Origin of the sequence: Curtobacterium sp. NPDC086286 (assembly GCF_044746255.1) — a bacterium.
Lineage (GTDB): Bacteria > Actinomycetota > Actinomycetes > Actinomycetales > Microbacteriaceae > Curtobacterium.
Genome location: NZ_JBIVBW010000002.1, coordinates 200992 through 223799 on the forward strand (window position 1 = coordinate 200992; position 22808 = coordinate 223799).

Consider the following 22808-nt stretch of genomic DNA (forward strand, 5'->3'; position numbering starts at 1 on the left):
CTCCAGTCCGTTGCTGGGTCGCGTTCGCGACCGTCGCTCAGCTGAGCTGGTTGGCCTCGACCCAGGACAGGTACTCCGGGCTGACCGTGCCCGTGACGTACTCGCCCGTGAAGCAGCTCATCTCGAGGTCCGTGACGTCGGAGCCCTCGATGATCGCGTCGCGCATGTCGCCGATCTCCTGGTAGATCAGGTGGTCGCTGCCGAGCACCTTGTTGATCTCCGGGATCTTCCGGTCGTGGGCGATGAGCTCCGCGCGGGTCGGCATGTTGATGCCGTAGACGTGCGGGTACCGGACCGGGGGAGCGGCGCTCGTGAACGTGACCTCGTTCGCACCGGCGGCGCGGGCCATCTCGACGATCTCGCGGCTCGTCGTGCCGCGCACGATCGAGTCGTCGACGATGAGGATGTTCTTGCCCTTGAACTCGGACGACATCGCGTTGAGCTTCTGGCGCACGGACCGCTTGCGCTCCGCCTGCCCGGGCATGATGAACGTGCGGCCGACGTAGCGGTTCTTGTAGAAGCCCTCGCGGTACTCGATGCCGAGCTTCTGCGCGACCTGCATCGCGGCCGGGCGACTCGAGTCCGGGATCGGCATGACCACGTCGATGTCACCCGTGGGGGCGTACTGCGCGATCGTGTCCGCCAGGCGGTTGCCCAGCCGGAGGCGGGCGTCGTACACCGAGATGCCGTTCATGACGGAGTCGGGACGGGCGAGGTAGACGTACTCGAACGAGCACGGCACCAGGCGCGGGTTCCTCGCGCACTGACGGGCGTGCATCTGGCCGTTCATCTCGATGAAGATCGCTTCACCGGGGGCGACGTCGCGGACGATCTCGTAGCCGCCGGACTCGAGCACGAGGGACTCGGAGGCGACGACCCACTCCGGCTTGCCGGCCTCGTCGAACTTGTGCCCGAGGATCAGCGGGCGGATGCCGAACGGGTCGCGGAACGCCAGCAGCCCGTGCCCGGCGATGGTCGCGATGGCGGCGTAGGAGCCCTCGACCCGCTCGTGCACGCGTTCGACAGCGTCGAAGACCTGCCCGGGGTCGAGGTCCTTGCCGCGCACCTGGCCCTGGAGCTCGTGCGCGAGCACGTTCACCAGCAGCTCGGTGTCGGAACTCGTGTTGAGGTGCCGCCGGTCGATGTCGAACAGTTCACGGGTGAGTTCCCGCGTGTTCGTCAGGTTGCCGTTGTGCACGAGGACGATGCCGTAGGGCGCGTTCACGTAGAACGGCTGGGCCTCTTCCTCGTTGCTGGCGGCACCCTTGGTGGCGTACCGGACGTGCCCGAGGCCCATGGTGCCCAGCAGGGCGCGCATGTCACGGGTGCGGAAGGACTCCCGCACGTGACCGCGGGTCTTGTGCATGTGGTGGATGTGACCCTCGACCGTGGCGATGCCCGTCGAGTCCTGTCCCCGGTGTTGCAGGAGGAGCAGTGCGTCGTAGATGGATTGGTTGGCGGGGCCCTGTGCAACGAGGCCGACGATGCCGCACATTCGCGGGTGTGCTCCAGACCGTAGAATCGGGGGGTACCGAACAAGTCTGCCATGTCACCGCGAAGGACTCAGCATGCCCAACCCGTACGCCGAAGCCGGAGTGGACACCGCCGCCGGTGACCTGGCCGTCGAACTCATGAAGTCCGCAGTCGCGGCCACCCACACCCCGTCGGTCCTGGGCGGCGTCGGTGGCTTCGCCGGGCTCTACGACGTCTCGTTCCTGAAGGACTTCTCACGGCCGCTGCTCGCGACCTCCACCGACGGCGTCGGGACGAAGGTCGCCATCGCGCAGGCGATCGACAAGCACGACACGATCGGGCAGGACCTCGTCGGCATGGTCGTCGACGACATCGTCGTGGTCGGCGCCAAGCCGCTCTTCATGACGGACTACATCGCCTGCGGCCGGGTCGTCCCGGGGCGCATCGCGGACATCGTCGCCGGCATCGCCCGCGGCTGCTCGGAGACCGGCACCGCGCTGGTCGGGGGCGAGACGGCGGAGCACCCCGGGCTGCTCGGGCCGGACGACTACGACGTGGCCGGTGCCGCGGTCGGCGCGGTCGAGGCCGGGTCGCAGCTCGGCGCGCACCTCGTGCAGGACGGTGACGTCGTCGTGGCGATCGAGTCCTCCGGGCTGCACTCCAACGGGTATTCGCTCGTGCGGCACATCCTGTCGTCGCGCGGCGTCGGGTACACCGACTCGTTGCCGGAGCTCGGCGGCCTCGTCGGGGAAGCCCTGCTCGAGCCGACGCGCCTCTACACGACGCCGCTGCTGTCGCTCATCGAGCAGCACCCGGGCGCCGTGCACTCGCTGTCGCACGTCACGGGTGGTGGCATCGCGGCGAACCTGGCGCGCGTGCTGCCCGTCGGGTCCTGGGTCGAGGTCGATCGCTCCACGTGGGAGCCGCTCCCCGTCTTCCGTGTGCTCGCGTCGATGGCGGGCACTCCCATCGAGGACACCGAGGGCACCTGGAACCTCGGCATCGGCATGTTCGCGGTCGTGTCGGCCGCTGCGGCGTCGGACGTCATCGCGTCGCTCGGGGCCGCCGGGCTGCCGTCGTGGGCGGTCGGGACGATCTCGACCTCGGCGCGTGACCTCGACGGGTTCGAGCAGGGCGCGAAGGGCGTCGACGGTGGTGCGGTGCGGCTCGTGGGGGCCTACGCGGGCTGAGCGCGGGGGCCCGGGCTCGAGGTCGCACGAACTGCCGTCCGGACTCCTTCTGGGCGGCAGTTCGTGCGACCGGGGCGGAACGGGCGCGGCAGGTCGTGCGACCTCGGCTTCGTCGGCCGTTGCGTGCGCGCGGGTGCGACATCGTCGCTGTCGTCCGACGTCGGATTCGTCGTTCGTTGCGAGCGCGGGTCGTTGCGGGCGCGCGGGTGCGACATCGTCGCTGTCGTGCGACGTCGGCTTCGTCGTTCGTTGCGTGCGCGGGTCGTTGCGGGCGCGCGTGTGCGACATCGTCGCTGTCGTACGACGTCGAGGATGTCGTTCCGGGTCCGCGGGGCCCCGGCCGACGTCAGACGCGGGCGACAGGGCGGCACCGAGCGGCACGCACGACGAAACGCCGCGCTGCCCCGGAGGGTGCGCGGCGTCGTCATCGAGCCTGGGTCAGGCGGACTTGTTCTGGTCCTGCTGCGGTTCGAACTCGTCGTCTTCTTCGAGCTGGTCATCACCGTATTGGTCTGCCCAGCGGTCGACGTAGGAGTTCTCGTCCGAGTGTTGCCCGGCGGAGAGCTCTCGTTCGAGCGCACCGTAGTTCGTCTCCGGGCTGAAGTACTTCAGTTCCCGGGCGACCTTGGTGTGCTTCGCCTTCTGACGGCCGCGCCCCATGCGTGACCCCCTCGTGATCGGCTCTGGTCCGGTCCTGGCGGGAGAGGAGTCACCCGGGGAACCGAACGGTTTCGTGGTTTGAAATCTGCCGATCACTCTACCATGTACCCCGATCTGGACGTCGCCGCGACGGCCCCGCCCACAGCAGAATCGAAGTGATGACAGACGACGCGCAGGCCCCGGCCGACCAGCACGCCCGGGTCGTGGTGATCGGCGCGGGTCAGGCCGGCCTCTCGGTGGGATACCACCTCCGCCGGCTCGGCCTGACGCCGGGGAGCGATCTGGTGCTGCTCGACCGGGCGCCGAGCACGGGTGGAGCCTGGCAGTTCCGGTGGGAGGCCCTCCGCCTCGGAGCCGCGCACCGCGTGCACGACCTGCCCGGGATGAACGCGATGGGCCTCCGGTTCGACGACGCCGACCGGTCGCGACCGGCGCGGGACGTCGTCGGCGAGTTCTACCGGCGCTTCGAGCAGCACTACGACCTGCGGGTCCGTCGTCCGGTCTCGGTGTCGTCCGTGTCGCGCATCGGGGACAGCCTCGGAGCGTCCGGAGGCCTGTGCGTCACCGTCCGGACCGCCGACGGGCGCACGAGCCGGATCGGCGCCGAGGTCGTCGTGAACGCCTCCGGAACGTGGGGCACGCCCTTCGTCCCGTGGTACCCGGGTCGCGATGCCTTCGGCGGTCGGCAGCTGGACACGACGGAGTACCGGAGTGCGGCGGAGTTCGCCGGTCAGGACGTGGTGGTCGTCGGCGGTGGCACCAGCGCGATCGGGTTCCTGCTCGAGCTCGACGGCGTCGCCGCGCGGACCCGGTGGTTCACCCGGCGGCCGGTGGTGTGGTCGGAGTCGGCGGCGCTCGACCTCGAGTCCGCGGTGGCGGCGGTCGACGAGCAGGACCGGGCCGCCAGGGCGGGGGAGACCCTGCCGAGCATCGTCTCCGGCACCGGTGTCCCCGTGTCGCGCCGGATCCGTGCCGGGCTCGAGCGGGGTGTGCTGCGGGACTCGCCGATGTTCACCCGGCTCGACGAGACCGGTGTGGTCACGGCAGACGGTGAGCACGTGCACGCCGACGCCGTGATCTGGGCGACCGGGTTCCGTGCGGACCTGCGGCACCTCGCGCCGCTGCACCTGCGGACCGCGGCCGGCGGCATCGTGGTCGAGGACGGTCGGTCGGTGGACGAGCCGCGGTTGTTCCTCGCGGGGTACGGGCCACAGGCGTCGACCATCGGGGCGAACCGTGCCGGTCGGCGGATCGCCCGGCAGGTGATGGACGTGCTCGCGGGTGACGATGCGGGATCGGCGTCGGTGGTCGGGTCCGACTGACCTCGCACGGTGCGACCTCGCCGACGCACGGTGCGAGGTTCCGCGCCCGGTGCGGGGCGCAGGCCGTCCCACGGAGCGCGGAACCTCGCACACTGGCGCCGGCGTCAGGCGGGCAGGGGCTCCTCGACGCCACGACGCCGGCGCGAGGCCAGCAGGAACACCGCGTCGAGCGAGAACCGCCCCGGCCCGGTCAGCGCCACCGCGAGGGACGCCACCGCGAGCACGAGGACGTACTCGAACCCGCCGTCCTGCGAGTAGAACCCCGCGGACGCGTGCGCGAGCAGGCCGGCCACGACCATGTCGACCGCGAGCAGCACGCCCACGATCCGGGTCGCGACGCCGAGCACGAGGAACACCCCGCCGACGAGTTCGAGCCCGGCGACGAGGGGCGCCGCGACCTCGGCGAGGGGGACGCCCATGCCGGAGAAGCCCTGGGACACGGAGCCGATCCCCTGCGCGAACTTCTGGGCGCCGTGGGCGATGAACACCACGCCGAGGACGATGCGGAGCGCGGTCAGGCCGATGGAGGTCGATGTCGTTCGCATGTCGTCGAAGCTAACCGGTGACGCGTCATCATCCACCCCCGTCCGGGGGACTTCCCGGACATCACCAGAACATGCCCAGGCGCGGGTCCGCAGAAGCGCGGACCCGCGTTCAGGAATCGGCGCCGCGCCCGGTCTGCTGCTGCAGGCGGTCGATGTGCTCCGAGGCCTCGGCCTTGGTGAGGTCGGCGGGGAGTTCCTCGCCGGCCTCGCGGGCGAGGGTGTCGAGGTAGCTGCGCTGCGGCCCGGTCATGGGCTCGTCACCGGTGACCCACTGCTCGGGGTCCTTGCTGGCGTCGGTGCTGGGGTCGGGGCGGGCGCCGCCGAGGGTCTCGGGCTGGTCGGTACGGTCGTCGATCGGGTCTGCGTCACTCATGGCGTGGACGCTACGCCGCACCCCCGACCGGAACGCCCACCGTGGCGTCCCCCGGACACACGGCGCCCACGCCCGCGGCAGCGCCCACGGTCAGTCGGCGACCGCGGTGTACCGCACCAGGTCCGGACCGACCGAGCTCACCGCGATCGGGACCGACCGGTCCTCGCGGCGGATCCAGATCGTCGCGGCACGCTCGTCGATCCGCTCGACCTCGTACAGGGTGCCGTCGATCAGGACGGCAGCGCGGACCAGGACGTGCCCGGTGCCTGCGCGCGGCGGCAGCCCCACGACGTCGTCGCCGAAGGCCGGGTACCGACCGGGCGACAGGAACGGCGACACCGGGGTGGTCACGATCTCGAGGCCCTCGTCGACCGCGCGCACCGCCACGAGCCGCACCGCCTGGTCGGTGGGGAGCGGCACGTCGACGACCGGGGCGTCCGCGGAACCCGCCAGTGCGCGGAAGGCGGGCCGACCGTCGGGGGCGAGCCGCGCCTCCAGACCGTCGATCCGGACCCGACCGCGACCGCGCGAATCCGCGTACGTGCCGGGCTCGATGCCGGACCGACGCGCCTCGATCCGGGAGACCACCACGCGGTCCGGGCGGTACCAGTCGCGGAGCGTCGCCGGGTCGACCCAGCCGATGCGGTGCGTCGAGTCCTCGGCCGCCTGCTCGTCGAGCGCACCGAGGGGGTGCGGGCCGCGGACGGCGACGAGTCCCTCGTGCGGGCCGCCGGGCGTCGGCTCGTGGTCGAGCACCTCGACGCGCTTCGAGACCTTGCCGCCGTGCCCGTCGAACGTGGCGAACGTGCGCAGGTCGGAGATCGTCATGACGACAGATGCTACGACGAGCGACCGTCGCTGCGTGGAGGCGACGGGACGAGGACGTGCATCTCACCGGTGCACTGGGTCGGGTCGACGCCCTCGGCGGGACCGGCCGGACGGGTCGCGCGGCGCGGCTGCAGGCTGTTCCGCTGGGCCGACCGGAGCAGCCGGTCGTCCTCGGCGTCGTGCTGGACGACGCCGTGCGGGGAGCGGCGGAGTGCGGGGCGGATCGGCTCGCCGCGGCGCTCCTGACCGGGGAGCGGGCGGGAACGCCGGCCGTACAGGAGTTCGGAGGAGTCGAGCAGCCAGGGCACCAGCGCGACGGTCACGCCGTGCACGAGCAGCAGCTTCTTCCGGATGCGGCGACCGCGGTGGTTGTGGAGGAAGGTCTCCCACCAGTGCCCGACGATGAAGACCGGCGTGTAGACGGTCACGACCTCGGAGCCGTGCTCCATCCGGTGCGCCTTGATGTACTTGATGAGCGGCATCGAGATGTCGCGGTAGGGGCTCGGCACGATGGTCAGAGGGACCTCGATGCCGTACTCCTCCCACTGCGCCCGGAGCCGGGCCGCATCGGCGTCGTCGATCGCGACGTGCAGGGCCTCGAAGCTCGCGTGCTTCGCGGCGATCGCGTAGTCGAGGGCCTTGAGCACGGGCTTCTGCAGCTTGTTGACCAGGACGATCGCGTGGTCGCCGGTCGCACCGAACCGGGTCTCCTCGTCGGCCTCGATCTCGTGCGAGACGTCGCGGTAGTACCGGTTCACGCCGAGCATGAGCACGAACAGGATCGGCATGATCAGGAACACGAGCCAGGCGCCGTGCGTGAACTTCGTGATCGTGACGATGACGAGGACGACGAACGTGAAGGTCGCGCCGGTGGCGTTGATGGCACGGGAGCGCATGACCTGCCCACGGTTGACCGGACCGTCCGCGGTGCCCGCCCGGTCCGCCCGCAGCAACCGCGTCCAGTGCACGATCATCCCGGTCTGCCCGAGCGTGAACGACACGAACACGCCGATGATGTAGAGCTGGATGAGGCTCGTGACGTTCGCCCGGTACACGATCAGCAGCGCCGCCGCGACGAGGGCGAGCACGATCACGCCGTTCGAGTAGATGAGCCGGTCGCCGCGGGTCGACAGGGCCTTCGGTGCGTACGAGTCGCGCGCGAGGATCGACCCCAGCAGCGGGAACCCGTTGAACGCCGTGTTGGCGGCGAGCAGCAGCACCGCCGCGGTGGTCGCCTGGATCACGAAGAAGAGGACCGTGTTGTCGCCGAACGTCGCGGCCGCGATCTGCGCGATCAGGGAACGCTGCGGCGTCGTGGCGCACTGCGCGAAGCCCTGCAGGTCGCACGCGCTCTCGGCGTAGTGCACGCGGGAGATGAGGGCGAGCGTGATGAGACCGACGAACAGCACGATCGCGATCGACCCCATGAACACGAGGGTCATCTGCGCGTTCTTGATCTTCGGGCGGCGGAACGCCTGCACGCCGTTCGCGATCGCCTCGACACCGGTCAGCGCCGAGCAGCCGGACGCGAACGCGCGGAGGAGCAGCAGGATGAACGCGGCCTGCGTCGTGTGCTCGACGTTCTGCACGGTGTAGGCGGCGGACTCCGCGACCGGGGCGTTGCCGGCCGCGGCCCGGACGAGCCCGACGACGACCATCACGAAGACGCTCGCCACGAAGAGGTAGGTCGGCACGGCGAAGGCCTTGCTCGACTCGCGGACACCCCGGAGGTTCGCGGCGGCGAGGAGCACGACGAACACCAGGGCCAGTTCGACCCGGAACTCGTTGAGGAACGGGAGCGCGGAGATGATGTTGTCCACGCCCGACGCGACCGAGACCGCCACCGTCATGACGTAGTCGACGAGCAATGCGGAAGCCACGACGAGCCCCGCCTTCTCGCCGAGGTTCCGGTGTGCCACCTCGTAGTCGCCACCGCCGGACGGGTACGCCTTGATGAGCTGTCGGTAGGACGCGACGACCACGACGAGCAGCAGCACGACGAGGGCGGCGACCCACGGGGCGAACGTCAGGAACGCCATCCCGCCGAGCAGCAGGATCATGAGGAGTTCCTGCGGCGCGTACGCCACGGAGGACAGCGGGTCACTCGCGAAGATCGGCAGTGCCAGGTGCTTCGGGAGGAGCTGTCCCTCGAGCTTCTCGGAGGGGAGGGGATCCCCGATCAGTCGCGCTTTCAACGACCGGATCTCGTTCGTCACGAGCCGCAAACCTACTCATTTCCGGGCGCGAGTCAACACGGCCGACCCCGGTGGTATTCCCCGTCCGTGCCGGTTCGGGTCGGGCGCACCCCGGAAACCCCTTGCGGTTGACGCTGCGTCAACCTCTACCGTGGCCTGCATGAGGGATTCGACAGACACGGCAGCCGCAGCTGCGAAAGCACCGCACGGCATCGCCGACGTGGCGCGTTCCGCCGGTGTGTCGAGCCGCACGCTCCGGCACTACGACGCGATCGGCCTGCTGCCCGCGACCGCGGTCGGCGAGGGCGGGCTCCGACGCTACGACGACCGCGCGCTGGTCCGGCTGCAACGGATCCTCCTGCTGCGCGGGCTCGGACTCGGGCTGGCCGACGTCGGCCGGGTCCTCGACGGCGAGCAGGACGACGTCACGGCCCTCACGGCGCACGTCGCGTGGCTCGAACGCGAGCGCGACCGGCTCGCGCGGCAGCTCGCGGCCGTGCGGACCACCATCACGAGGATCGAGGAAGGACAGGACATGAACGCCACCGACACGTTCGACGGGTTCGACCAGACGCGCTTCCGGCAGGAGGTCGAGGAGCGCTGGGGGCCCGCGGCCTGGGACCGAGGCGCACGCTGGTGGGAGTCGAAGGACCCCGCCGCGAAGGAGGCCTTCCAGGCGGAACAGCGGGCGATCGCGCAGGACGCCGCAGCGCTCGCCGCGTCGGGCGCGGGTCCGGCGTCGGAGGCCGGCACGGCACTCGCGCGGCGCCAGTTCGCCTGGCTCGCCGAGGCGACGCCCCCGGCCGAGCTCACCGCCGACCGGTTCCGCACGCTCGGTGACATGTACGTGCAGGACGAACGGTTCACGCACGCCTACGAGTGGGCGGGCGCGGGTGCCGCGCGGGCCCTGCGGGACGCGATGCACGCCCTGGCCGACCGCGGTCTGTGACGGACGACCCGCGCCTCCTGGCGGACTGCCTGGAGGCGCGGGTCGTCACCGTCTGTCGGCCGCCGCTCGTCAGAGGGACTTGCGCAGCGCCTCCAGGCCGTCGCGCAGACGCGTGACCGTGTCCGGACCGAGCGTGCCGCGGGTCGCCCGACGGCGGAGGTCCGCGCGGACCTGCTGCCGGAACGACGACAGGACCATCTCGACCTCGCGCAGGGCGCGGGCGCCCTCGGACGGGACGTCCACGGGCTCGTCGGCGGTCCGGCCGCGCGGTGCCTGCGCGCTCGCCGCGAGGTCGGCACGGAGGGACCGCATCGCCTCGCCCACCGAGGCGCGGACGCCGTCGGCCAGGGACTTCACCGAGTCGTTGACGCCGTTCTCGACCGCGGCGATCTCGTCGGCACGGGCGTCGAGCTCGGCACGGCCCGCGTCGGTGATGGCGTAGACGGTCTTCCGGCCGTCCGCGGACTTCGTGACGAGCCCCTCTTCCTCGAGCTTGGCGAGCCGCGGGTACACGGTGCCGGCGCTCGGGACGTAGGTGCCGCCGAAGCGGTCGCCGAGGGCCTGGATGACCTCGTACCCGTGCATCGGGTGGTCCGCCAGCAGCACGAGCAGGTAGAGGCGCAGGTGGCCGTGCGCGAAGACGGGGCTCATTCGGGCACCTCGCCGTCGTTCACCGGGGCCGCGGGCGTGGTCGGTGCAGCCGGCGCGGTCGGCGTCGTCGGTGCCGTCGGCTCCGCGACGGGTGGGGCGTGCAGGACCGCGATGTCGCCGGACACCGAGTTCACCTTGAGGTCGAGCCACTGCCCGGACAGCTCGCCGCCCTGCTTGACGTAGGACCCCCGCACGCCGCGGATCTCCGAGTCGTCGAACTGCAGCTTGCCCGAGGCGGTGCTGACGGTGCACTGGTAGGGCACGCCGTCCTCGAGTCGGACGCTCACCGCACCGGACACCGTGTTGACGCGGGCCTGGTCGGGGGTGCCGTGCAGGTCGAGCACCACGTCGGCGTTCACCCCGTCGGCCGAGAACCGCGGGATCGCCCCGGTCGCCACGACGTCGCCGGACACGGTGTGGACCGTCAGGGCGCCGTCGAGCTCGCGGATGGTCGTCGTGCCGGACACCGCGTTCACGGTGACGTCACCCGCGACGTCGTCGACGACGAGGTCGCCGGACACCGTGTTGAGCGTGGCGCCGCGGTTCGTGCCGGACAGCAGGGCCCCGGCCGAGACGACGCCGAGGGTGACGATGGCGTCGCGGGGCACGAGGACGCTGACGTCGGCGTGGGCCTTGCCGCGGAACGACTTCAGGAAGCCGATCGGGTCGTCCCACCGGACCTGCGGGTGGTCGATCGTGAGCGTGTCGCCGTCGAGCTCGATCTTCATCGGCTTGCCGGACACGCTGTGCACCTCGACGCGGGCGGTCGGCTCGTCGTGCGCGACGACGTCCACCTGTCCTCCGGCGAGGCCCACGCGCAAGCGGCGGACGATCCCGGTGTCGATCACCTTCGGCTCCTCGACGAGCCACTTCTCCTGGGCCATGTTGCCTCCTCGAACTCGCGATGTATCGCGTCTGTGGCAGACACGTTATATCGCGACCTGGCCGCACGCAAGGGCTCTAGGCGACCTCCGAGGCGGCGGCGACCCGCGCCTCCTGGACCGGTGTGGCGGCACGCGTCCGTTCCGGGCTCCACGGGAACCGGCGGAAGACCGGCATGAGCGGCTGCACCATCGGACCGATCGCGAACGCCGCGACCACGGTGCCGGCTCCGACGTCGCCGCCGAGGAACCAGCCGACGATCACGACCGAGACCTCGATGACGGTCCGCGCCACCCACACCGGCCAGCCGAGGCGCTCGTGCAGGCCGACCATCAGGCCGTCACGAGCGCCCGTGCCGAAGCCGGCGCCGATGTAGAACGCGGTGGCGACCGCCAGGAGCACCAGCCCGGCGACGAACAGGAGGACCCGGCCGACGAGTTCCGACGGCGTCGGGACGAGCCAGAGCACGAGGTCGGCGCTCGGTCCGATCGCCAGGGCGTTGAGCAGCGTCCCGATGCCCGGCTTCTGGCGGAGCGGGATCCAGAACAGCAGGATGACGCCGCTCGACACCACGGTGATGACGCCGAAGGACCACGGCACCACGTTCTCGAGCCCCTCCGTGAGGACCGTCCACGACGAGACCCCGACGACCGCACGCACCTGCAGTGCCGTCGAGGCGCCGTAGAGGAACAGGCCCACGAAGAGCTGGACGAAGCGGAGCGTGAGGGCGGTCGAGCGGGGCATGGCTCGATCGTCGTGGAGATTGGACTGCGGGTCGAGAGCCAATTCCGCTACCGTGGATCCATGACCCCGGTCCTGCTCAGTGCCCGATCCGCAGCGCTCCTCCTCACCGACTGGCGCGCCGGTACCGACGCCCCCGCGTACGAGGCGCTGTCCGACGCGCTGCGCGTGCTCGTCATCGACGGCCGGATCCCGCAGGGCGTGCGGCTGCCCGCCGAGCGCGGCCTCGCCACCGCGCTGGGCGTCTCGCGCACCACCGTCGCGAACGCGTACTCGAGGCTCCGGTCCGACGGCTTCGTGGTGTCGCTCCGGGGGTCCGGCAGCGTGGTCCGGCTCCCGGCCGGGCTGATCGGCCGACCGGACCCGGAACGGCTCGGCGGTGTCGTCGACGACGACCTGCTCGACCTCCGCAAGGCCGCACTGCACGCGGCTCCCGGGATCGCCGAGGCGGTCGAGCGCGCGGTGCGGCACGTGCCCGCGGCGCTCGCCGGCATCGGGTACGACACCGTCGGGGACCCCGGGCTGCGCGCGGCGATCGCCGAGCGGTACACCGAACGCGGCCTGCCCACCGACCCGTCCCAGGTCGTCGTGACGATCGGGGCGCAGCACGCGATCGCCCTGCTCGCCCGGGTGCTCGTCCGCCGGGGCGACGCCGTCCTCGTCGAGTCCCCGACCTACCCGCACGCGCACGAGGCCTTCCGCGAGGTCGGCGGTCGACTCGTCGGCGTGCCCGTCGACGCGCGGACCGGGTGGGACGCCACGGCGCTCGAGACCACGATGCGCCGCACGGCGCCGGCGGTCGCGTACGTCATGCCCGAGCTGCACAACCCCACCGGAGCGACGATGTCCGCGTCCACCCGGGAGCTCCTGCTGTCCGTCGCTGCGTCGACCGGGACGACGGTCATCGCGGACGAGACCATGGGCGAGCTGCGGATCGAGGGCTCGCCGTCCCTGCCGCTGGCAGCGGCCGACCCGTCCGGGGCATCGGTCGTGATGATCGGGTCGGCCGACAAGGTGTTCTGGGGCGGCCTGCGGATCGGTTGGATCCGCGCCGCACCGGCGCTCCTGCAGCGGCTGCTCCTCGCCCGGCCGACGGGCGACCTCGGCACGCCCGTGCTCGACCAGTTGGTCGCGCGGGAGCTCGTCCCGCGGACGGCGGCGGTCCTGGAGGCGCGGCGCGAGTACCTGCGCCAGGGTCGCGACGACGTCGTGGGTGCGTTGCGCGCGCGGCTCCCGGAGTGGGACGTGCCGTCGCCGGCGGGCGGGTTGACGACGTGGGTCGGGCTCGGGCGCCCGGTGTCGAGCGCGCTGGTGCTCGCCGCACGCGCCGAGGGCGTCGTGCTGGCGTCCGGCGGGGTCTTCGGGCCGGACGGCGGGTTCGAGCGGTTCCTGCGGGTGCCGTTCACGATGTCCCCGGCCGACCGGGTGCGGCTCGTCGACGTGCTCGAACGGTCGTGGGCGCGGATCGGTGGCGACGCCGCCGGCGTGCGGGGGTCGCTCGCCGCGGTGGTGTGACGCGCCCGCCTCGCTCGGCAGTGTCATCCTCCGGGGTGACGCTCCTCGTGCGATCTGGCTCTGCGGAGTGATGCGTGCGACGCCCGGCCACCGGGATCCTGGTCCCATGGAGACGACCATGCACGCCGGCACGACGGCCCGTCCGGCGCCCGCTCCGACCCACGCGGTGCCCGCCGCCGCCCGGGTCTCGATGGCGCTCACGGGGGCACTGCTCGCCGGGGTGCTGACCTCGTTCGGGCAGGCGGTGCCCGGACTCTCCTCCGTCGCGAACTCCGCCGGACCCTGGTTCGTCGTGGCGGCTGCGCTGTGCCTGCTCGCCGGTGTGCGGTCGGGGCGCTGGGCGTCACCGGCCGCGATGGTGCTCGGCGTCGTGCTCCTCGAGCTCATGCACGTGGGGTACTGGGCGACGACGAACCTGCGCGGCTACCCGGACGTGCTGTCGATCACGAACTTCTGGGTCCTGATGGGCATCCCCGCCGGGGTGCTCGCGGGTGCGGTCGCGGTGGCACTCCGGTCCCGGGACGTCGGGTGGCGTGGGGCAGCGCTCGGGGCGACCGCCGCCGTGCTGGTCGGCGAGGGCGTCCGGGCCCTGCTGCAGGTCGCGGACACCACGGGGCCGGTGACCTGGGTGGTCGAGATCGTCGTCGGCCTGTCGGTCCTCGTCGTGGCGGTCGTGACCGCACGGACCCCGCTCGGCCGGATCGTGGCGCTCGCCACGGGTGTGCTCGGGACCGTGGGCGTGCTCGGCGCGTACCTGCTCCTCGGCGGCTGAGCGCGTCGAGGGACGCCCTGCAAGGATCAGGGTGTGCACCTCCTCTCGGTCTTCAGCCTCCGCAACCGGGCGCTCATCGCGCTCGTCACCGTCGTCGTCGCGGTGTTCGGCGGCATCGCGCTGACGAGCCTCAAGCAGGAGCTCATCCCCAGCGTCCAGTTCCCGCAGGTCGCCATCGTCAGCGCGTACCCCGGCGCCACGCCCGAGGTCGTGTCGAACGACGTGTCGACGAAGATCGAGCAGGCGATCCAGGTCGTGCCGAACCTCGAGTCGACCACCGCGACGTCGTCGACCGGGCAGAGCGTCGTCTCGGCGTCGTTCGACTACGGATCGAACCTCGCCAGCGCCGAGGACAAGATCCAGACCGCGGTGAACGCCCTGTCGCTCCCGGACACCGTGCAGACGCAGATCGTCACCGGCTCCTTCGACGACCTGCCCGTGCTGCAGCTCGCCGTCACGGGGAAGGGCGACCAGGAACAGCTGGTCGACCGGCTGAACGCCACGGCGATCCCCGACATCGAGAAGCTCGACGGGGTCCGGCAGGCCGACGTCTTCGGCAACCCGGGGCGCCGCGTCGTGATCACCCCGGACACCGACGAGCTGGCGTCGCGGGGTCTGAGCACGCAGTCCATCGCGGACGCACTCGACGACAACGGGACGCTCGTGCCCGGTGGCACGATCACCCAGGACGGCACGACGCTGTCGGTGCAGACGGGGGAGCGGATCGCGTCGATCAAGGACATCGAGGGGCTGCCGTTGACCGTCGCGTCGAGCGGCGGGTCCTCGTCCGGGGCGGGATCCTCCGGCAGCTCTGGAGCCGACGGGGCGGGCGCGACCGGGTCGGCGGGCGCGACCGGGTCGGCGGGCGCGACCGGGTCGGCGGGCGCGACCGGGTCGGCGGACGCGACCAGTGGGACGGCGGCGGGCGGTGCGGCGGGGGCGGGCAGCGCCTCCAGTGCGACCGCCGGTGCCGGGGCCGCCGCGACGACGCCGACCACCATCGGCGACGTGGCGAAGGTCGTGATCGAGGAGTCGCCGCGCACCTCGATCAGCCGCGTGAACGGCGAGACGGCACTGACCATCGCGATCACCAAGACGCAGGAAGCGAACACCGTCGACGTCTCGAAGACGGTCCGCGACGCCCTCCCCGGCATCGAGGCGAAGGTCGCCGGCGACCCCCGGTTCACCGTCGTGTTCGACCAGGCGCCCTACATCCAGCAGTCGATCGACTCCCTCGCCGAAGAGGGGCTCCTCGGCCTCGGGTTCGCCGTCGTCGTGATCCTGCTGTTCCTGCTGTCGGTGCGGTCGACGATCGTCACCGCGATCTCGATCCCGACCTCGGTGCTCCTCGCCGCGATCGGCATGCGGGCGACCGGGTACACGCTGAACGTCATCACGCTCGCCGCGCTCACCATCGCGATCGGACGCGTGGTGGACGACTCGATCGTGGTCATCGAGAACATCAAGCGGCACCTGCAACCCGGGGTGGACCGGACCCGGGCGGTGCTCGACGCCGTCCGCGAGGTGGCCGGCGCCGTCACCGCGTCGACCCTCACCACCGTCGCCGTCTTCCTGCCGGTCGCGTTCGTCGCGGAGCTCGTCGGCGAGCTGTTCCGGCCGTTCGCCCTGACCGTCACGATGGCGCTCGTGGCGTCGCTGCTGGTGTCGCTGACGATCGTCCCGGTGCTCGCGTACTGGTTCCTCCGGACACCTGCCGCCGGTGGCGCCGCCGCTGGTGGCGCCGCCGCCCGTGGAGCCGGTGGCGCTGCTGCCGGTGACGCTGCTGCCGGTGGCGCTGCTGCCGACGGGTCCGCTGCGACCACCGCGCTGTCGTCCGCCGAGGACCTGCACGACGCCGGGACGTCCGACCGGCTCCGGCGCGGGTACCAGCCGGTGCTCCGCTGGGCCATCGGCCGTCCGGCGCTCGTGGTGGTCCTGGCGGTCCTCGTGCTCGGCGGCACCGCGGCCGCCGTGCCGTTCGTCAAGACGAACTACCTCGGCGACTCGGGGCAGAACACCTTCACGGTCACGCAGGACCTCGAGCCGGGGACGAGCCTCGACGAGCAGTCCGACGCGGCGCAGGAGGTGGAGCGCGTGCTCCGCGGTGTCCAGGGTGTGCAGACCGTGCAGACCACCATCGGGACGAGCGGGCAGTCGATCCAGGCGGCCTTCGGAGGCGGGGCGTCGGCCTCCGTGCAGTACAACGTGACGACGGACGCCGGCGACGACCAGACCACCATCCAGTCCACCGCGCGCGACCGCATCGACCGGATCGACGGCGTCGGCGAGGTCAGCCTCTCGTCGGCCGGTGGCGGGTTCGGCGGCTCGAGCGACATCGAGGTCGACGTCACCGCGCCGACGCAGGCAGAGCTCCGGACCGCGGCGGCGTCGGTGCTGCGCGAGATGCGGAAGGTCGACGGCACGACCGGCGCGACGAGCAACCTGTCGGCGTCCGAGCCGTACCTCGCCGTCCGGGTCGACCGGCAGGCGGCCGCCGAGCGCGGGCTGACCGAGACGCAGGTCGGCGGGATCGTCGCCGCCGCGGTCTCGCCCCGCGACACCGGCACGATCGAGATCGACGACGCGACGCTCGACGTGTACATCGCCGACCCCGAGCCCCCGATGACCGTCGCAGCACTGCGGTCGCTGTCCGTCCCCACCTCGACCGGGTCGGTGCCGCTGTCCGACCTGGCGACCGTCGAGCAGTCCGAGGGGCCGACGTCCATCACGACGTCGAACGCCGTCCGGACGGCCACGATCACGGTGACCCCGGACTCGACGAACCTCGGCGCCGCCGTGCAGAACGTGACCGCGGCCGTCGACGCGCTCGACCTGCCGCGTGGCGCATCCGCCGAGATCGGCGGTGTCGCCTCGAGCCAGTCGTCGGCGTTCAGCCAGCTCCTGTTGGCCATGCTCGTCGCGGTCCTGATCGTCTACGTGATCATGGTCGCCACGTTCCGGAGCCTGCGGCAGCCGCTGCTGCTGCTCGTGTCGGTGCCGTTCGCGGTCACCGGCGCGCTGCTCCTGCAGATCGTGACGGGGATCCCGCTCGGTGTGGCGTCACTGATCGGCCTGCTCATGCTCGTCGGCATCGTGGTGACGAACGCGATCGTCCTCATCGACCTCGTCAACCAGTACCGGCGCCGGGGGCTCCGCGTGCACGATGCCCTGATCGAGGGTGCGACCAGACGACTCCGGCCGATCCTGATGACCGCCCTGGCGACGATCTTCGCGCTGCTCCCGATGGCCGTCGGGCTGACCGGCCGGTCCGGGTTCATCTCGCAGCCGCTCGCGCTCGTGGTCATCGGCGGGCTGGTGTCGTCGACGCTGCTCACCCTCGTGGTGCTGCCGTCGCTGTACGCCCTCGTCGAGGGGCTCTTCGAGCGGCGGGCCGACCGGCGGGCGGCGCGCGAGGCCGCGGCGGGGGAGGCCACTGCGCGTGAGGCCACTGCGCGTGAGGCCACTGCGGGGGATGCCGCTGCGCGTGAGGCCGCTGCGGGGGATGTCGCGGCGGGGGAGGACTAGCGGCGGTACTCCGCGTCGATCGCCGAGATCGGGTCGACGACGGAGGCTGCCGGCGCCGCCACGGGTGCCTCCTCGCGCTCGACGGCACGGAACCACGACACGAGGACGCACGTCAGCGTCACGAGGAACACCACGCCGGCGCCCTGCGACAGCACGGTCATCCGTCCGGTCACGGCCGCGTACCCGCCGAAGGCAACCGCGGCGGTGAACGACAGACCGAGCAGGAGTTCGGCGAACGTCTGCAGCGAGGAGTGCCGCTCCCAGCGGGAGGCAGTCGCGTGTGCAGGGCGCATCGAGGTGTCGGTCACCCCCGAAGTCTGCGGTGCGCGGGCGCCGGGCGGCAGTCCCGACTCCGGGTGCCACCCGGCCGGGGCACGTGCGGCCGGTGCCGGTGCCGGTGCCCGAGTCTCGGCCCCGCGGACACTTTCGCGTCCGCACCGCCCGAGGAACGTCCGCCGAACCGAGACTCGGGGCCGCGGCGGCCACCAGCCACGCGCGGCCCGCGGCCGCGCCTCAGTCCAGGTGCTCCCGCAGGAAGCTCGCCACGCGCTTGCTCATCGCCTCGTCGAGCTGCGCGATGGAGTGCGCCGACCCCTCGACCGCGACGAACGTCACCGGCACGTCATGTCGTCGGAGCGTCGCCGCGAACTCCTGCGACTCCCACAGCGGGATGAACTCGTCGGTGGAGTGGCCGATGAAGAACGGCGCCGTGTCCGAGGTCACGTGGTACTCCGGCGACGCCCGGGTCGCGGCCGGACAGTCCGAGTAGGTCCGGCAACCGAGGTACAGCAACTGCTTCCGCTGGAACGCGGCGGAGACGCCGTCGGCCTCGGTCGAGCGGGTCGTCAGGTTCGTGGGGCCGCTCAGGTCGACGACGGCCCGGATCCGGTCCCCCTCGGCGTAGGCGGTCGAGTCGTGGTCCGTCACGGCGAGCATCGCCGCGAGGTTCCCACCGGCGCTGCCCCCGAACACCCCGACCCGCTTGCTGTCGACGTCGTAGGTGGACAGCGTCGTCGGACGGAACACCCAGTCGAGTGCCCGTCGGACGTCGTCCAGCCCGGCCGGGAACGGGTCCGTCGGGGCGAGCCGGTAGTCGACGTTGAAGGTGACGAAGCCCTCGGAGGCCAGGTACTTGCACACCGATCGGTACGCCGCGGTGGCCTTGTCGCCGTGGGACCAGCTCCCGCCGTGGATCATCAGGACGGCGGGACGCGTGCCGCTGGCCGCCTCGGCGACGGCAGCGTCGCCGGCACCGGCACCAGCACCAGCACCGGCACCGTTCCCGTCGGCGGCTGCCCCGGCCCCCGCAGCGGCGATGCCGGCCGCGGTAGTCCCGGCAGTCCCGGCACCACTCGCACTCCCGTCCCCGCCCGCGTCGGCCCCGACCTCGTCCGCCGTCGCGGAAGCCGTCCCGCCCGGCGTCGGCGTCGGGGTCCTCGTGGTGTCCGGTGCACTGTCCGCCGGCAGGCACACGTCGAGCCGCTGCAGCGCGTCCGACCCGTACGGCACGTCGGCGACGACGTCGATGCCGTGGTACCGGAGCGACAGCGGGTAGATCACGGGTCCGGCGGTCACCGTGCGGTTCTCGTCACCGACCGGGTCCGTGCTGCACGACGCGACCGCGCCGAGCGCCACGACCGCGGCGACGAGCGCGAGCAGCGTGCGACAGCCTGACCTCATCGGATCAACGGTAACCCGGTCCCCGCACGCCGTCGTCCACCCACGGGAGGAACCGACCGTCCCCTCCTCCGACCCGAGGACCACCGCCGGACGAACCCGTCCGGCGGTGCCAGGATGGTGACGACCCCGCAGGAGGACCCGTGAGCCGTCGCAAGGCCTGGAACGCCGACCCCGAACCACTGCTCCGCGTCGAGGAGGGGTTCCGCCTCGACCGGGTCGACCCCGACGGCACCCCGGGGTTCCCGGGGCGGAAGATCGACGGGCTCGAGGCGCTCGCCGCCGGGGCCTCCCGACTGTCCGCGCTGCAGGAGCGACTCTGGGCGGCCTCGACCGCCGGTGACCAGCGCCGTGTACTCCTCGTCCTCCAGGCGATGGACACCGCGGGCAAGGGCGGGATCGTCTCGCACGTCGTCGGCGCGGTGGACCCGAACGGCGTGCACTACGCCGGCTTCAAGGCGCCGAACGCCGAGGAACGCGAGCACGACTTCCTCTGGCGCATCGAGCGACAGCTCCCGGGCGCCGGCCAGCTCGGCGTCTTCGACCGCTCCCACTACGAGGACGTCCTCATCCAGAAGGTCCGCGCGTTCGCCCCGCCGGAGGAGATCGAGCGCCGCTACGGAGCCATCGTCGACTTCGAGGACGAGCTCGCCGCGTCTGGTACGAGCCTCGTCAAGGTCATGCTCCACATCTCGAAGGACGAGCAGCGCGAACGACTCGGTGAGCGCCTCGACCGACCCGACAAGCACTGGAAGTTCAACCCCGGCGACATCGACGAGCGCCTGCTCTGGGACGACTACCAGGACGCGTACCAGACGGTGTTCGACCGCACCTCGACCGCGACGAACCCCTGGTACGTCATCCCGGCGAACCGCAAGTGGTACGCCCGGCTCGCCGTGCAGCAGCTCCTGCTCCGCACGCTCGAGGACATGCAGCTCACCTGGCCCGCAGCGGACTTCGACGTGGCCGAGCAGCGGCAGCGGCTCGCCGAGTCCTGACCCGCGAACGGTCCAGGAGGCACGGATCGCCCCCGTCTCGCAGCCCCGGCCCGGCGGTGGGCTGGCCAGCGACGGTCCGATCGCGTAGACTCACTCGGTCGGCCTTCGACGCCGTGACATTGCGATCACGGAGTTTTCGTTTGGGTGTGTGTTGCTCGAGGGCTGGATTCACGTCGATCCGCGACGGGAAGAACCCCCTCTCCGCACGCAAGCCCCCGCCGATGTCGCTGCCGGGCGCTGCGGTACGTCTGCACCCCGAGAAAGTAGCCATGGCCCCGTACAACAAGGGCGGCGCGGACAACCGCGCCTCCGACCGTGTCCGTCACCCGAACGGCACCCCCGCCGCTCGCAGCAGCAAGCACCGCGGTTTCCGCGCCGCCGACCCGTCCGCTCCGCGGCAGAAGCAGCGTTGGGACGCCGAGGAGCGTCGCGGCCGTGCGGCGCAGGGCGAGCGCCCGAGCCGTCCGAACTGGGAGCCGCGCGACGGTGGCCAGGGCCGCCCGCAGCGTGATGACCGTGGCGGCCGTCGCTTCGACCGCGATGACCGCGCTCCCCGTCGCTTCGACCGCGACGACCGTGCGCCCCGTCGTGACAACAACGACGACCGTCCGCGTCGCTCGTTCGACCGCGACGACCGTGCCCCGCGTCGCTTCGACCGCGACGACCGTGCCCCGCGTCGCTTCGACCGCGACGATCGTGCCCCGCGTCGCTTCGACCGCGACGACCGCGCTCCCCGTCGTGACGACGACCGCGCTCCGCGCCGGTTCGACCGTGACGACCGTGCGCCCCGCCGGTTCGACCGCGACGATCGTGCGCCCCGCCGTGACGACGACCGCGCCCCGCGCCGGTTCGACCGTGACGACCGTGCGCCCCGTCGCTTCGACCGCGACGATCGTGCGCCCCGCCGTGACGACGACCGCGCCCCGCGCCGGTTCGACCGTGACGACCGTGCGCCCCGCCGGTTCGACCGCGACGACCGCGCTCCCCGTCGCTTCGACCGCGACGACCGCGCTCCCCGCCGTGACGCCGACGACCGTCCGCGCCGGAACTTCGACCGTGACGACCGCGCCCCGCGCCGGTTCGACCGCGACGACCGCGCCCCGCGCCGCTTCGACCGCGACGACACCGAGCGCAAGCCTTTCGTCCCCGCCGACGACGTCAAGCTCGAGAAGCTCCAGGCCGAGGCGACCCTCGCGGCCGACGTCGAGGGCGTGACCTTCGCCGACCTCGGCATCGGCGGCAACATCTCCCGCGCCCTGGCCGAACTCGGCGCCACGAGCCCGTTCCCGATCCAGGCAGCGACGATCCCCGACGTGATCGCGGGCAAGGACGTGCTCGGCCGTGGCCGCACGGGCTCCGGCAAGACCATCGCCTTCGGCGCCCCGCTCGTCGAGAAGCTCATGGAGAACGGCGGCGGCACGAAGCGCAAGATGGGCCGCGCCCCGCGTGCGCTCATCCTCGCGCCGACGCGTGAGCTCGCCCTGCAGATCGACCGCACCGTGCAGCCGATCGCCCGCTCGGTGGGCCTCTTCACGACGCAGATCTACGGCGGTGTCCCGTACGGCCGCCAGGTCGGTGCGCTCGAGCGCGGCGTCGACATCATCGTCGGCACCCCGGGGCGCGTGCAGGACCTCATGAACAAGGGGACGCTCGACCTCAGTGAGGTCGTCATCTCCGTGCTCGACGAGGCCGACCACATGTGCGACCTCGGGTTCCTCGAGCCGGTGCAGGAGATCCTCTCCGCCACGGCCGAGGTCACCCCCGAGGGCAACCGCGCCCAGAAGCTCCTGTTCAGCGCGACGCTCGACGCCCAGGTCGCGTCGCTCGTCGAGCAGTTCCTGCACGAGCCGTCCGTCCACGAGGTCGCCGGTGAGGACCAGGCCTCGTCGACGATCGACCACCGCGTGCTCGTGGTCGAGCAGCGCCAGAAGGACCAGCTCCTCGAGGAGCTCGTCGCCGGCGCCGGCAAGACCATCGTGTTCGCCCGCACCCGCGCCTACGCCGAGCGGCTCGCCGACCAGTTCGAGGACGCCGGCATCCGCGCGACCTCGCTCCACGGCGATCTGAACCAGTCGCGCCGGCAGCGGAACCTGCAGCTCCTCACGAGCGGCCGCGTGAACGTGCTCGTCGCGACCGACGTCGCCGCCCGTGGCATCCACGTGGACGACGTGTCGCTCGTCGTGCAGGCCGATGCGCCCGACGACTACAAGGCGTACATGCACCGCTCGGGCCGCACGGGTCGTGCCGGCAAGGAGGGCACCGTCGTCACGATCGTCCCGCGCAGCCGTCGCCGCAAGATCGAGGGCATCCTCGAGCACGCGGAGATCGAGGCGGACCTCGTCGACGCCGCCCCCGGTGACGGGATCGTCGCGGAGCTCGCCGCGCGGTAGTCGCGAGCCGACGCAGGACGGGAGGCGGGGGGGCCGCGGGGCCCCCCCCCCCCCGCCGGCGCCCCCCCCCCCCCGCGCGCCCCCCCCCGCCCCGCCCCCCCCGGGGGGGCGGCGGGTGTGGG

Annotated in this window: 19 protein-coding genes; 8 read left to right on the top strand and 11 right to left on the bottom strand. The window is 72.2% G+C overall.

Annotated elements, in window-relative coordinates; translation table 11 throughout:
* Positions 1 to 37: 37 nt before the first annotated feature.
* The gene (gene purF / locus ACIPKM_RS04420) at positions 38 to 1495 is read right to left on the bottom strand and encodes an amidophosphoribosyltransferase (protein WP_070417002.1); all 1458 of its coding nucleotides are present in this window, start codon (positions 1493 to 1495) and stop codon (positions 38 to 40) included.
* Positions 1496 to 1568: 73 nt separating this feature from the next.
* On the opposite strand from purF, the gene purM reads away from it, so the two are divergent.
* Complete coding sequence (gene purM, locus ACIPKM_RS04425; protein WP_309889560.1) at positions 1569 to 2663, top strand: phosphoribosylformylglycinamidine cyclo-ligase; 1095 nt, start codon at positions 1569 to 1571, stop codon at positions 2661 to 2663.
* 438 nt (positions 2664 to 3101) lie between these two features.
* Here the strand turns inward: purM and ACIPKM_RS04430 are convergent, their stop codons facing one another.
* Positions 3102 to 3323 carry a DUF3073 domain-containing protein gene (locus tag ACIPKM_RS04430; RefSeq protein WP_070417000.1) on the bottom strand — a complete coding sequence of 74 codons (222 nt, stop codon included), beginning with the start codon at positions 3321 to 3323 and terminating at the stop codon, positions 3102 to 3104.
* A 158-nt stretch (positions 3324 to 3481) separates the two neighbouring features.
* On the opposite strand from ACIPKM_RS04430, the gene ACIPKM_RS04435 reads away from it, so the two are divergent.
* The gene (locus ACIPKM_RS04435; RefSeq protein ID WP_402736245.1) at positions 3482 to 4645 is read left to right on the top strand and encodes an NAD(P)-binding domain-containing protein; all 1164 of its coding nucleotides are present in this window, start codon (positions 3482 to 3484) and stop codon (positions 4643 to 4645) included.
* Between the two features lie 104 nt (positions 4646 to 4749).
* On the opposite strand, the gene ACIPKM_RS04440 is transcribed toward ACIPKM_RS04435, so the two are convergent.
* The 4 genes from ACIPKM_RS04440 to ACIPKM_RS04455 all read right to left on the bottom strand — a co-directional run bounded on the left by ACIPKM_RS04440 (position 4750) and on the right by ACIPKM_RS04455 (position 8616).
* Positions 4750 to 5190, bottom strand: coding sequence for a DoxX family protein (locus tag ACIPKM_RS04440; protein ID WP_092384570.1), 441 nt, complete (start codon positions 5188 to 5190; stop codon positions 4750 to 4752).
* A gap of 109 nt (positions 5191 to 5299) precedes the next feature.
* Entirely contained in the window at positions 5300 to 5563 is a 264-nt protein-coding gene (locus ACIPKM_RS04445) for a DUF3072 domain-containing protein (protein ID WP_070416997.1), read from the bottom strand.
* Positions 5564 to 5653: 90 nt separating this feature from the next.
* Positions 5654 to 6391 carry a hypothetical protein gene (locus tag ACIPKM_RS04450; protein WP_402736246.1) on the bottom strand — a complete coding sequence of 246 codons (738 nt, stop codon included), beginning with the start codon at positions 6389 to 6391 and terminating at the stop codon, positions 5654 to 5656.
* A gap of 11 nt (positions 6392 to 6402) precedes the next feature.
* On the bottom strand, positions 6403 to 8616 hold the full coding sequence (locus ACIPKM_RS04455; protein ID WP_402736247.1) for an APC family permease: 2214 nt from the start codon (positions 8614 to 8616) through the stop codon (positions 6403 to 6405).
* A gap of 130 nt (positions 8617 to 8746) precedes the next feature.
* On the opposite strand from ACIPKM_RS04455, the gene ACIPKM_RS04460 reads away from it, so the two are divergent.
* On the top strand, positions 8747 to 9535 hold the full coding sequence (locus ACIPKM_RS04460) for a MerR family transcriptional regulator (protein WP_092384564.1): 789 nt from the start codon (positions 8747 to 8749) through the stop codon (positions 9533 to 9535).
* A 69-nt stretch (positions 9536 to 9604) separates the two neighbouring features.
* Here ACIPKM_RS04460 and ACIPKM_RS04465 read toward each other — a convergent pair whose 3' ends face one another.
* The 3 genes from ACIPKM_RS04465 to ACIPKM_RS04475 form a co-directional block, all read right to left on the bottom strand.
* Positions 9605 to 10186 (bottom strand): PadR family transcriptional regulator, encoded by a 582-nt coding sequence (locus tag ACIPKM_RS04465; protein ID WP_402736248.1) that lies wholly within the window; start codon positions 10184 to 10186, stop codon positions 9605 to 9607.
* Positions 10183 to 11070: a DUF4097 family beta strand repeat-containing protein gene (locus ACIPKM_RS04470; protein WP_402736249.1), complete on the bottom strand. Its 888-nt coding sequence runs from the start codon at positions 11068 to 11070 to the stop codon at positions 10183 to 10185. The genes ACIPKM_RS04465 and ACIPKM_RS04470 overlap by 4 nt, the downstream gene beginning before the upstream one ends.
* 76 nt (positions 11071 to 11146) lie before the next feature.
* Positions 11147 to 11812, bottom strand: a complete 666-nt coding sequence (locus ACIPKM_RS04475; protein ID WP_092384558.1) for a YitT family protein — start codon at positions 11810 to 11812, stop codon at positions 11147 to 11149.
* A 60-nt stretch (positions 11813 to 11872) separates the two neighbouring features.
* On the opposite strand from ACIPKM_RS04475, the gene ACIPKM_RS04480 reads away from it, so the two are divergent.
* From ACIPKM_RS04480 to ACIPKM_RS04490, 3 genes are all read left to right on the top strand, one after another.
* A complete protein-coding gene (locus ACIPKM_RS04480) occupies positions 11873 to 13324 on the top strand; it encodes a PLP-dependent aminotransferase family protein (RefSeq protein ID WP_092384556.1) in 1452 nt (483 codons plus the stop codon).
* Positions 13325 to 13430: 106 nt separating this feature from the next.
* Positions 13431 to 14096, top strand: coding sequence for a DUF6518 family protein (locus tag ACIPKM_RS04485; protein ID WP_402736250.1), 666 nt, complete (start codon positions 13431 to 13433; stop codon positions 14094 to 14096).
* A 33-nt stretch (positions 14097 to 14129) separates the two neighbouring features.
* Positions 14130 to 17621 (top strand): efflux RND transporter permease subunit, encoded by a 3492-nt coding sequence (locus tag ACIPKM_RS04490; protein WP_402736251.1) that lies wholly within the window; start codon positions 14130 to 14132, stop codon positions 17619 to 17621.
* Here ACIPKM_RS04490 and ACIPKM_RS04495 read toward each other — a convergent pair.
* Entirely contained in the window at positions 17618 to 17929 is a 312-nt protein-coding gene (locus tag ACIPKM_RS04495; RefSeq protein WP_139199463.1) for a hypothetical protein, read from the bottom strand. The two genes, ACIPKM_RS04490 and ACIPKM_RS04495, sit on opposite strands and share 4 nt — an antisense overlap.
* A gap of 205 nt (positions 17930 to 18134) precedes the next feature.
* Entirely contained in the window at positions 18135 to 19301 is a 1167-nt protein-coding gene (locus tag ACIPKM_RS04500; RefSeq protein WP_071294487.1) for an alpha/beta hydrolase, read from the bottom strand.
* Positions 19302 to 19441: 140 nt separating this feature from the next.
* Between ACIPKM_RS04500 and ACIPKM_RS04505 the strand changes: the two genes are divergently transcribed.
* Positions 19442 to 20296 (top strand): PPK2 family polyphosphate kinase, encoded by an 855-nt coding sequence (locus tag ACIPKM_RS04505; protein WP_071294488.1) that lies wholly within the window; start codon positions 19442 to 19444, stop codon positions 20294 to 20296.
* Positions 20297 to 20565: 269 nt separating this feature from the next.
* Complete coding sequence (locus ACIPKM_RS04510) at positions 20566 to 22686, top strand: DEAD/DEAH box helicase (protein ID WP_402736252.1); 2121 nt, start codon at positions 20566 to 20568, stop codon at positions 22684 to 22686.
* The last annotated feature ends 122 nt before the right edge of the window (positions 22687 to 22808 follow it).

Excerpts from the sequence above, each read along its gene's own strand:
- purF (WP_070417002.1), bottom strand. The coding sequence starts at position 1,495 with ATGTGCGGCATCGTCGGCCTCGTTGCACAGGGCCCCGCCAACCAATCC.
- ACIPKM_RS04500 (WP_071294487.1), bottom strand. The coding sequence starts at position 19,301 with ATGAGGTCAGGCTGTCGCACGCTGCTCGCGCTCGTCGCCGCGGTCGTG.
- ACIPKM_RS04445 (WP_070416997.1), bottom strand. The coding sequence starts at position 5,563 with ATGAGTGACGCAGACCCGATCGACGACCGTACCGACCAGCCCGAGACC.
- ACIPKM_RS04480 (WP_092384556.1), top strand. The coding sequence starts at position 11,873 with ATGACCCCGGTCCTGCTCAGTGCCCGATCCGCAGCGCTCCTCCTCACC.
- ACIPKM_RS04465 (WP_402736248.1), bottom strand. The coding sequence starts at position 10,186 with ATGAGCCCCGTCTTCGCGCACGGCCACCTGCGCCTCTACCTGCTCGTG.
- ACIPKM_RS04475 (WP_092384558.1), bottom strand. The coding sequence starts at position 11,812 with ATGCCCCGCTCGACCGCCCTCACGCTCCGCTTCGTCCAGCTCTTCGTG.
- ACIPKM_RS04510 (WP_402736252.1), top strand. The coding sequence starts at position 20,566 with ATGGCCCCGTACAACAAGGGCGGCGCGGACAACCGCGCCTCCGACCGT.
- ACIPKM_RS04430 (WP_070417000.1), bottom strand. The coding sequence starts at position 3,323 with ATGGGGCGCGGCCGTCAGAAGGCGAAGCACACCAAGGTCGCCCGGGAA.
- ACIPKM_RS04435 (WP_402736245.1), top strand. The coding sequence starts at position 3,482 with ATGACAGACGACGCGCAGGCCCCGGCCGACCAGCACGCCCGGGTCGTG.
- ACIPKM_RS04460 (WP_092384564.1), top strand. The coding sequence starts at position 8,747 with ATGAGGGATTCGACAGACACGGCAGCCGCAGCTGCGAAAGCACCGCAC.
- purM (WP_309889560.1), top strand. The coding sequence starts at position 1,569 with ATGCCCAACCCGTACGCCGAAGCCGGAGTGGACACCGCCGCCGGTGAC.
- ACIPKM_RS04450 (WP_402736246.1), bottom strand. The coding sequence starts at position 6,391 with ATGACGATCTCCGACCTGCGCACGTTCGCCACGTTCGACGGGCACGGC.
- ACIPKM_RS04440 (WP_092384570.1), bottom strand. The coding sequence starts at position 5,190 with ATGCGAACGACATCGACCTCCATCGGCCTGACCGCGCTCCGCATCGTC.
- ACIPKM_RS04470 (WP_402736249.1), bottom strand. The coding sequence starts at position 11,070 with ATGGCCCAGGAGAAGTGGCTCGTCGAGGAGCCGAAGGTGATCGACACC.
- ACIPKM_RS04485 (WP_402736250.1), top strand. The coding sequence starts at position 13,431 with ATGGAGACGACCATGCACGCCGGCACGACGGCCCGTCCGGCGCCCGCT.